General features: G+C 29.9%; 10 protein-coding genes and 1 riboswitch. Of the genes, 2 read left to right on the plus strand and 8 right to left on the minus strand.

Annotated elements, in window-relative coordinates:
• Positions 1 to 158: 158 nt before the first annotated feature.
• The 8 genes from U472_RS04275 to U472_RS17170 all read right to left on the minus strand — a co-directional run bounded on the left by U472_RS04275 (position 159) and on the right by U472_RS17170 (position 8,285).
• Entirely contained in the window at positions 159 to 1,313 is a 1,155-nt protein-coding gene (locus U472_RS04275) for a mannitol-1-phosphate 5-dehydrogenase (RefSeq protein ID WP_068715857.1), read from the minus strand.
• 11 nt (positions 1,314 to 1,324) lie between these two features.
• Positions 1,325 to 1,801, minus strand: coding sequence for a PTS mannitol transporter subunit IIA (locus U472_RS04280; RefSeq protein WP_068715859.1), 477 nt, complete (start codon positions 1,799 to 1,801; stop codon positions 1,325 to 1,327).
• 21 nt (positions 1,802 to 1,822) lie between these two features.
• Positions 1,823 to 3,943 carry a BglG family transcription antiterminator gene (locus tag U472_RS04285; RefSeq protein WP_068715861.1) on the minus strand — a complete coding sequence of 707 codons (2,121 nt, stop codon included), beginning with the start codon at positions 3,941 to 3,943 and terminating at the stop codon, positions 1,823 to 1,825.
• A 106-nt stretch (positions 3,944 to 4,049) separates the two neighbouring features.
• On the minus strand, positions 4,050 to 5,435 hold the full coding sequence (locus U472_RS04290; protein ID WP_068715863.1) for a PTS mannitol transporter subunit IIBC: 1,386 nt from the start codon (positions 5,433 to 5,435) through the stop codon (positions 4,050 to 4,052).
• A 641-nt stretch (positions 5,436 to 6,076) separates the two neighbouring features.
• Positions 6,077 to 6,379 carry a hypothetical protein gene (locus U472_RS04295; RefSeq protein ID WP_068715865.1) on the minus strand — a complete coding sequence of 101 codons (303 nt, stop codon included), beginning with the start codon at positions 6,377 to 6,379 and terminating at the stop codon, positions 6,077 to 6,079.
• Between the two features lie 295 nt (positions 6,380 to 6,674).
• Positions 6,675 to 7,427 carry a diadenylate cyclase CdaA gene (gene cdaA, locus U472_RS04300; RefSeq protein ID WP_068715867.1) on the minus strand — a complete coding sequence of 251 codons (753 nt, stop codon included), beginning with the start codon at positions 7,425 to 7,427 and terminating at the stop codon, positions 6,675 to 6,677.
• A 323-nt stretch (positions 7,428 to 7,750) separates the two neighbouring features.
• Positions 7,751 to 8,011, minus strand: a complete 261-nt coding sequence (locus U472_RS17640; RefSeq protein ID WP_425415765.1) for a transposase — start codon at positions 8,009 to 8,011, stop codon at positions 7,751 to 7,753.
• Positions 7,977 to 8,285: a hypothetical protein gene (locus tag U472_RS17170; protein ID WP_068715869.1), complete on the minus strand. Its 309-nt coding sequence runs from the start codon at positions 8,283 to 8,285 to the stop codon at positions 7,977 to 7,979. The genes U472_RS17640 and U472_RS17170 overlap by 35 nt, the downstream gene beginning before the upstream one ends.
• 530 nt (positions 8,286 to 8,815) lie before the next feature.
• Positions 8,816 to 8,907, plus strand: a riboswitch (cyclic di-GMP riboswitch).
• Between the two features lie 114 nt (positions 8,908 to 9,021).
• Between U472_RS17170 and U472_RS04310 the strand changes: the two genes are divergently transcribed.
• Both U472_RS04310 and U472_RS04315 read left to right on the plus strand, forming a co-directional pair.
• On the plus strand, positions 9,022 to 10,164 hold the full coding sequence (locus U472_RS04310; protein WP_068715871.1) for a methyl-accepting chemotaxis protein: 1,143 nt from the start codon (positions 9,022 to 9,024) through the stop codon (positions 10,162 to 10,164).
• A 42-nt stretch (positions 10,165 to 10,206) separates the two neighbouring features.
• Positions 10,207 to 10,569 carry a hypothetical protein gene (locus U472_RS04315; protein ID WP_068715873.1) on the plus strand — a complete coding sequence of 121 codons (363 nt, stop codon included), beginning with the start codon at positions 10,207 to 10,209 and terminating at the stop codon, positions 10,567 to 10,569.
• The last annotated feature ends 29 nt before the right edge of the window (positions 10,570 to 10,598 follow it).

Genomic DNA, 10,598 nt, shown 5'->3' on the forward strand with positions numbered 1-10,598 from the left:
GAATTAATACAGATAAATGATTAATGAAAAATATAATTATTTGATTTTAATCCGTGAAAATCTGTGAGTATCCGTGGCAAAAATTACTTTTATTTTATCTTGAGATTTAAAATTAACCAATAACTTCCAACATGAAATCTTTATCGGTTTCTATATATCTAAATAGCTAACTTTTTATATTCTTTTAATACTTCTTGCCCTAATTTATCTTTAGGAGAGATACCTGTAACCTCTTCTAAAGCATTCTCTATTCCTTCTTCTTTAATAATTTTTTGAATCTTTTGAGCAGCTTCATCTTCAGCTACATCAAATAAGAATCCTAAAGCAATGCATTTAGCCAAATTATTAGGGAATTTACCCATCTTAACTGCTCTTGAGGCTGGCTTAACTAATCTATCCTTAGCTCCCAATTTTCTTAATGGATCACGTCCTACTCTTGTTACAGAGTCCATTAAAGCTGGGTTTTCAAATCTCTTTAATATTTTGTTAATATAGCTTTTATGAGTATCTTCATCAAAACCATAAAACTCAATTAGGCTACTACCTGACTCTAATAGAGCTTCTTTAATTGTATTATAAATCTCTTCATCCTTAATTGCTTCATGAATATATTGATAACCTTTATAGTATCCCATATAAGCTGTTCCGCAATGTCCTGTATTGAGAGTAAATATCTTTCTTTCAACAAAAGCCAATAGATTGTCAGTTAAATCCATCCCCTCAACCTCTGGTATTTCACCCTTAAATTGGGTTTGATCAACTATCCATTCTTTAAAAGGCTCTACTTTAACTTCTAAAGATTCATTAATCTCTTGGGGAGGTACTATTCTATCAACTGCTGAATCTGGGAATCCAATGTATAAGTCTGCTTTTTCTTGCAAATGCCCATCTAAATTTTGATATACATAATCCTTTAGTTCAGTTGAGGCTTTTACAGCATTCTCACAAGCTATAATATTAAGCTCTTCAGGTCTAGCTTGTTCTAATCTTATCTTAAGCCCTTCAGCAATTGCAGGAGCAATAAACTTTAAATTATTTGGTCCTACTGCTGCTGTAACTATATCCCCATCTGCTATCTCTTTAGCAACTGCTGCAATCTCCTTACCATTAATCCCTCTAACATTCTCCACTACATACTCTTTCTCTTCTGCTCCACCCACTTCTAATACCTTATATCTGTTATTTTTATTAAGTGCAGCTAGAATCTCTTCATTAACATCAACAAAAACCACTTCATATCCTGACAACCCTAGTAATAGACCAATAAATCCTCTACCTATATTTCCAGCTCCAAAATGTACTGCTTTTTTCACAATTATCCCCCCTAAACAAGTTTACTAAGAATAAAGTCTTTATCGTTAGTGCTACTTAGTTTCTGTACTTCTTCTTCTTTTTGGCATATAGTTGCTAAATTCTGAAGAATCTGTATATGGTCATCTCCCTTTCCTGCAATCCCGATAACTAGATAACACATCTCTCCAGTACCAAAATCAACCCCCTGTGGAAATTGAATAAAAGAGATTCCTGACTTGACTATATACTCTTTAGCTTCACTTGTACCATGGGGTATTGCCACCCCATTACCTATATAAGTTGTTACCTTTTCTTCTCTTTCTTTCATTCCTGCTATATATTCTGGACTTACATAGCCTCCATCTACTAACAATTGCCCTGCCATCTCTATTGCTTTAGCCTTATCAACACTTTCTGCTCCCAAGATAATAGCTTCTTTACTTAATATTGCACTCTCTTCTTTCACATCATTCTCTTTCTTCTTATTGAACAACCCAAAAATCCCCATCTAACTCCCTCCTTATTAAACTTATTTAAATAGGGTCCTATAATAATCTTCCATAACTTTTCTTAAATAATCTATCAGTTCCTCTTGATTACCTTCTCTAATAACGTTATGAAAATCTTTATTTTCAATTATAGAAGCACTAAAGCTACTTATTAATTGAATCTCTTCAGAGATAAGCTCCTTTGGTGCTAGCAGAACGATAATCCTATCAACCTCTTGCTTTAAATTATTAGGACCTGATAATAAAATTGCTTCATCTAATATAACCAATCCTATAAAAGGTTTTTGAATCCCATCTGTTCTGGCATGTAATAAAGTAAGTTTCATCTCTGGGATTATTGTTGATCCCTTTTCTTCACGAGCTTTTAGAGCATTATATACTGCTTTAGAGTCAGTATTAAGGGGGATAAAATCTTTCTTACTAACCTCTTTAATAATCTGGTCATAATTTTTAATAGCTATCTTCTTAACCTTTACATTCTTTAAGATACTAATAATATCATTGGATATCTTAGCCATAATCTCTAATTCATCTTCTATTCTCTCTTCTTTCTTTAATTCTCTTTCTGTATCCCTTTCTAAATTAGCCATCTCAATCTGCCTTATCTTTCTTTTAATTCTTTGAACCTCTTCTGGCAATAAGATAGGGGATACTACAACTAATTTATCTTGATAATTATCAATAGGAATAGTTGATATTATAAGGTCAATATCTTCTTGACCTATCCTATTCTGTTCTAAAGAGAAAGCAGATACTTCATCAACTATCTCTAAATTTTCAATTGTTTTTTTCAATCTAGTAGATAAAATTTTAGAACTTCCAATACCACTAGAACACACAAGTAAAACTTTGACTTTATATCTATTTACATTTTCTACTGCTGCAGCAATATGCATTGTAAGAAATCCAATCTCTGAATCAGGTATACTGGCTTCTATTACCTCTGCTATCTTATCAGCTGCTCTTTTAGTAGCAGAGAATATATCACTATACTCTCTCTTCAAATCAGCCAAGATTGGGTTTCTAATTTCCATCCCCAATTTAATTCGAGAAATTGCAGGTTCTAAATGAGTCACTAATCCTGATATTAAAGTAACATCATCTGAGATTGTTACCTTCAATTCTTTCTCTACTTCCCTTACTAATATACGAGCTAATTTTATAACTTCAAGCTTTTCAATAGCTAAAGGTTCTCCATCAAATTCAAGTTTGTTCATTAATTTTGCACCTTTTAAGTGCATAGCTATATAAGCTTTCTCTTCTATTGGAATTATCAAATCAAATACCTGTTCTAATTTAGTAGATAGTTTTTCTGCAATTTCATATTCTTTAGTCGATTTTAATTTATCTAATTTATCCTTATTAATGTATATCTTCTCTCCAGCTTCCAACCTATTAATAGCTAAAGATAGATGGATTATTAATCCTATATATGAAGTATTTACCATATTAAATTTAGCTTCTTTTAAAATCTCATCAACTGTTTCCTCTAATTGAGAAAATATATCCATATTCATAAAACCTAATATCTTATCTCTAATCCTTGCTGCTATAGTCTCTTTGTCAGCAATCTTATTCTTTAGGTTATTACGAATTAAAGTTAGGATATCTTCTTTTTCCATATTAGCATATAAAAAATCAATTATAGCCTTTCTAAAGGAGGCCTCTGATCCCTTTAAATAAACACCTACACCTTGTTTTCTAACAAGAGAAAGTCCTCTTTCCTCAAACCATTTAGCTACTTTATTTAAGTCATAACTAATAGTAGCTTCAGTTACTGCTAATTTATAAGCAAGAGCAGTTAATTTTTGAAAGCGATCTGATAATAGAAATTCCTCAATAATATAAGTATATCTTTCTTGTGGAGTCAAATCCTTCTTCTCTGATATCTCCTTTAAATTCTTCTGAGCTTCTTCTAAAAACTCTTTTTTGCCTTCTATAGAAATCCCAACTCCTGGCTTTGATTTTAAAGTCAAGTTAAACTCTTCTAAGACCTTTCTTAAGCTCGATAACTCCCTATTAATAGTTCTTTTGCTAACACCTATCTCATCTGCTAACTCTTTTATAGTAACAACATCAGATGATTCTATTAAAATGGCAATAATTTTTTTCTGCCTAGAAGATAGATTATTTAACCTCATAATATCTCCCCTTTTTATACTTATAGAGGAAAAGAGGGTAAAGTAATGAGTTGGTACCAACTCATTACTTTAATGTATAATCCCCTTCAATTCTTCCATAAATTTATTATACTACTTCTGATTTTTCAGCTTTTAATCTCTCTACAAGTTCATCATAAACTGGATTATTTAAGAAGGTCTCAATTGGGATATACTCCTTACCAGGAGCAGATTTTTTAGCTCTATCCAATAACTCTTTATGGACAATTACAATATCAACATCTTGAGGAATTTCATCTACTGCAGAATTGTCTACTTTTATATCCAACCCTGCCTTTTGAACCTTACTTCTAACTTGTGAAGCCGCCATAGCACTAGATCCCATACCTGCATCACAGGCAACAATAATTTTCTTTACTGATACAATATTACTGTCAGGAATAGATACTTTCTTTCCTTTTAATTTTCTCATCTGCTCAGTAGCACTCTCTAAATTATCATTAGTACTATTTGTTGATGCTTTTAAAAGTGTAGAAGCAACAAAGAAAGATACTGCTGTAGCTGTAACAACACCTGCTATAACTCCGAAGAAATTCCCTTTAGGAGTCATTGCCAACAATGCAATTATACTTCCTGGAGATGGACTAGCAACTAAACCAGCACCAGTTATAACAAAGGTAAATACTCCAGTTGCCCCACCAGCAATTACTGCTAACAGTAAAGAAGGTTTCATTAAGACATAAGGGAAGTAAATTTCATGAATTCCTCCAAAGAAATGAATAATTGCTGCTCCAGGTGCAGACTCTTTAGCATTACCCTTTCCAGCTAACATATAAGCTAATAGAATACCAAGACCAGGACCAGGATTTGTTTCTAATAAGAAGAAGATGGATTGACCTAATTCTTTAACTTCATTTACACCAAGTGGACTTAATACCCCATGGTTAATTGCATTATTTAAGAATAATATTTTAGCTGGTTCAATAAATAAAGAAGCCACAGGTAATAATCCAGCATTAACTATTGTGTGTACTCCAGCTGCTAGTACCTTATTTAAAGATAAAACTACTGGTCCAATTCCTAAATAAGCTACTATAGCTAGTATCATTCCTATAATACCTGCAGAAAAGTTATTAACTAACATTTCAAAACCAGATTTAACTTTTCCATCTATCATCTCATCAAACTTTTTGATTACTAAACCACCTAATGGTCCCATAACCATTGCACCTAAGAACATCGGTATATCTGCTCCTACGATAACTCCCATCGTTGCTACTGCACCAACTACTCCTCCCCTAACATCAGCAACCATCTTACCTCCAGTATAACCAATCAATAAAGGTAATAAATAAGTAATCATCGGTCCAACCATAGAACTTAAGTTTTCATTTGGTAACCAACCTGTTGGAATAAATAAAGCAGTAATAAATCCCCAAGCAATAAATGCACCTATATTCGGCATTACCATCCCACTAAGAAAACGTCCAAATTTCTGAATTCTTTGTCTCATTGATATTCCTCCCTAAGTTAAATTTATAGATAGATTTACTGTCAAACAACACTTCAACTCTTTGATATTATATTGTTATTTTCTTATTCACTTATTATCTTATTAGCTTGTTCAACTTACTTATATCATACCACCAGGGTATATTAGAGACAAGGAATTCAATTTAACATAATGTCAATATATATTAATGACATTACTTAATATAAAAAAGATAAATTTACAGATAAATTGATTGAAAATTACCAAAACTATACAATTAAGGATTCTGGTTGACTCAACAAAAATTTATTGGAATATTATTATTTACCTTAATATACTTAGTAGTTAAGTAACATATTAAAATTATAGACAGAGTAAACTATCTATTAAGAGTACCTCATTAAATTCAAATAAACTATCAATCTTAAAAAGATGTCCACATTTACTAGTGACAATTTTTAATATCATCTACCTAAAAACTAGTTAAATTATATATATTTAATTTAAATTTATAACTTAGACTTGCTCATCATTAACACTCTATAGATATAGGCTAAACAAAAAGATTAATTATTATTTATTTAACCTTAAAAACAAAAACCAGTCCAAAATAGACTGGGTCTTTCAATATCTTTATATTATTTCTTAACATAAAATTTTCTCTAGTCAATAATAAATACTTCTCCATTTTTATAGGTTATTTTTAATTTTCTATCTTCTGCCACCTTATCGATAAACTTCAGTTCAATAATATCATCTATAGATGGTAGTGAATCTAATGGTTTAAGCCATCCATTCTCTATAGAATATATACCCTTTTTAGGGACAAATCTCAAAGATATACCATAAGTTTTACTAGATGTCTTATTGATTACTTGTAAGGCCTCTGCTAAATCATTATACTCTTGATGGAGCTGATCAATTGCCTCAAGATTTTGACTAATCTGTTCATCATAACTACTCATTATTTATTCTTCCTCCTTTACTCTCCAACAATTATTTTATAATTTCTGTTCAAAACTACCTCCTCCTTTAATTTTATCAAAATTAAATAGTAATTACTATAATCTAAAGTGTTTAATATTCTTCATGGTTGATTATAATAAGAGATATTAAAATCTACCACTATAATCAACTTATATTATTTAAGAATCAAAAGTTTGTTTCTGTTGAAGAAGTGCTCTGCTTAGTTATAATAGTTTTACATAAAATATTTATATTAATTATATATAGTATGAATAAGTAATTTATAATTTATCGTTAACTAATCTCTAACTCTTCAAATTTTGTAAATAATTTTTCTTTTAATGTAAATTCATCTAGACCATATTTAATCTTTCCTTCATAAGTAGTAGAAACTGTCCCTGTCTCTTCTGAGACTATTACCACAAAAGCATCAGTCTCTTCAGTTATTCCAATAGCTGCTCTATGCCTTGTACCTAAACTCTGTCTCAACCTCTGATCCTTGGTTAGAGGTAAAAGGCAATTAGCTGCTATTATCCTATCTTTATCTATGATTACAGCACCATCATGCAAAGGACTTTTAGGGGTAAAGATATTGACCAATAATTCTGGTGATAATTTTGCATCTAATTCTACCCCTGTATCGATTATATCACGTAATCCTGTACTTCTTTTCAGCACAATTAATGCCCCTATCTTATCACGGCTTAACCTCATTACAGTTGCTACCAATTTATCAATATAGGTCTTAAACTTATCCTTTCTTATTAAATAATTAAGCACCTTTCCCCTTCCAATCTGCTCCAAAGCTCTGCGTAGTTCAGGTTGAAAAACAACTGGAAGAGCAATTAAAACAAGAGTCTTTATTTGATCTAGTAAGGAATTAAAAATTTTAAGCCCCAAAACCTTACTAGCAAACCTAATCAAAAATAATACCAATACACCATTTAAAAGCTGAATAGCCCGTGTTTCTTTGATTAAAGTAAAGAATTTATAAGAAACCAAGATTGTAACTACAACATCAAGAAGGATTATAATGTCAAAATCCACGATCTTCCCCTCCCTACCTTACCTTATATTTTATCCTTTTTGACTAAAATAAACCAAGTTATAAGAATATTTTTCATTTTATTTCACCTACTTATTAGACTGAAGGTTAAAATTAATAAAGAAATCACTAACGTTGCATTGTTGAAAATAATCAAATAAGATTAAATACTATACATGCTATTTATAACTTAAAATTTAAATAGGACGAATATCCTATTAGTAAATTTAATAAATCAAGTCAAGAATATAACATTAAATTAAAAATATAGAATAAATTTCTTTGATGAATTAAAATTAATCCAAATTAAACAAGTTTTTTAAAGTCAGTGGCTATTTAGCCATATATACCAACTAAATGTTCTTTTAACACATGAAAATATTGAATATTTTATTTTTTGAATAAGCTTAAGCAAAGTGCCTTTAAATTTAACTTCTTTCTTAATCACCTTTAAAATTAAAAATAGAATTAAAGCACTATAAATCTGGATTAAAACAACATTTCTATTTTGTCCAAAGAATCTTTTTATCTTTAGATGTTGCTTAATCCATTTAAAGAATAACTCTATTTCCCAACGTTTTTTTATATGACTTTGCTATAATATGAGCTTCCAAATCAAATCGATTATTTAAAATATCAATTATTTTTTCTTTGTTATCTCTATCAATTGTTTTAACTCTAACTAATCTCATTTCATGTTTCATTCTAGTTTTAGAAGTATGATCACCAAGCATAACATCAGCATCTAGTAAAATATTTGATTCTTTATCTTTGGTGTTTAAATCTACAGGATTAATGATTTCAATTTTAGTATTTGACTTTACTCTTGTTACAAAATAAATCCTGAAAAATTCCAACAAATATTTGATAATTTCTGCTTTCGTTTTTTCGAGATAATTGAGATTCACTTATCTTTAGCAAGACTTTATTTAGATTTTTATTGTTTGCTAATTCAAAAAAGTCTTCTAAGCTATCTTTTTCTGTAAGGTTGTAACAAGTATAGCAAATGTATTTTAGTTGTTAGCTTGTGTACTTTATAGTCTGAATTATATTTATTGGCTAGATCTCTGAAGAAATCCTTATCGATAATATCTAGAAATTTGTTTAAAAGTATAGTACAATTATTCATAAATTGATTCTCCTTTGATTTTATGGATTTTTATACTGGGCGGTACTCATCTATTTAATCAAAGGAGTTTTCTTTTTGCAATATATTTTTTGTATAATTATTTAGATGCAACGTTAGTGTAAAGAAATATAAATTTAAATTATATTTTTTTGAAAGAATATGAAGGATAAAAGCGATTTTTGTCTAATTAGATATTATAGAAGGAAATATATTGTCAAATAACCATTGTTAATTATTAATTACAAGGTTATAACAGTAATTAAATAGAAAGGGCAAACATACCAAAAGGTATGGACGCAAAGCCATGGGTCTAAGGATATAGTATTTATATCTATGATTGCCAGGTTGCCATTATTTGAATCCATAGTGGCAACTATGGATTTTTATGTTTTCAATTTCAAGATAATTCAATAAATTATGAATTACCCAATAGTTCTATTTATTAAAGTAAAGGAGGTAGATATTTTTTGAAACTTCAGTTAAAAAAACAGCTATTATCTAAAGTAAACTTGATGATACTTGTGATAATATTAATTAGTTTTTCTTTAGTAATAGTTAGTTTCACACAAGAACAGATTGGTAGAGCAATATTTCAAACAATAATCTTGGCTGTTTTAACTTTTTTGGGGTTATCTAGTTTATTTAACCAGCTTAATAAACCCCCCTCAAAATCAACAAATAATTTACAATCAAAACTAACAAAATTTATTAATGGAGGTAACAAAATAACTCAATTAATAGTTGAAGTAGATGATGATGTAGATGACTTAACTAAAACATTTAATCAAGTAATACTAAATCTACAAGAAACTTTAAGTAAAATAGTTAAAGAAACTGAAGATATTGAAGATACTTCTCAATTATTAAAAGAAGCATCTAGTGAAGGAAATATAATAATTGAACAGGCTATTGACACTATCCAAAGTATCTCTACTGCTATAGAACAAATTTCTGCTAGCAATCAAGAAATAAGTATCTTTTCTGAGCATACAAGCCAAGCTGCTCAAGAAGGTAAAGAAGATATTGAAAAAGCCATTGAACAGATTGAAAGTATTAAACTAGTAACCCAAAATTCAACAACACATATGGAAAGGCTTAATGAAAAAACTGGACAAATAAACCAAATTGCTGATCTTATTACTAACATAGCAGATCAAACAAACCTTTTAGCTTTAAATGCAGCTATTGAAGCTGCACGGGCTGGAGAACATGGAAGAGGATTTGCTGTTGTAGCTGAAGAAATTAGAAATTTAGCTGAAGAAACTGCTGGTGCAACAGGAAAGATCACTGAATTAATTAAAGATATTAAATTAGAAACTAATCAAGCTTTAACTGCATCTAAAAATGGGAAAGATGAAGCACTAAAAGGGCAGACGATTATCACTCAACTTGGTAATAACTTTAGTAAAATTTTAGAACAGATTGAAGAGACTACTTCTCAAATTCAACAAGCAACTGCTGCTACAGAAGAATTAGCTACAGAAAGTGATGAAATGGTTAATATGACTGATGGAGTTAAATTAATTATGGATGAAATCATCAATTCTACAACTTATATGTCCGATAGTTTACAAGGGTTATACCAAATGATAGAGGAGTTTAAAAATTAAATTTTAATATAAATTATTAATAATTTCAAGGAGGAATTGAAAATGAAAAATTATGATCTAAAATATGATGGTGGAAAAAATAGAATTTACATTACTTTTAAGGATAGCTTAAAAGTTGATGAAGCAAAGGCATATCTTAAAGACCTAAAACAATTAATTACTACAACTAAACCAAATCTTACTGTATGTCTTGATGTATCTTGTGATCCTGTCCACTCTAAAGAGGTAGATGCCCTCTTTAATGAAGGACGACAAGCCTTAGTAGAAAAAGGGCTTAAAGGCATAGGTACAGTCATGTCCAAGTCATCAATTGCCAAAATGCAAGTAAAAAGAACCCTTAAAGACTTAAATAATAATATTTTTGCAAGTAAGACTGAAGCTGAAAAGTACCTTGATTCACTGTAAAATTACATATCGATAAAAAAAGGGGAATA

Source organism: Orenia metallireducens, assembly GCF_001693735.1.
Lineage (GTDB): Bacteria > Bacillota > Halanaerobiia > Halobacteroidales > Halobacteroidaceae > Orenia > Orenia metallireducens.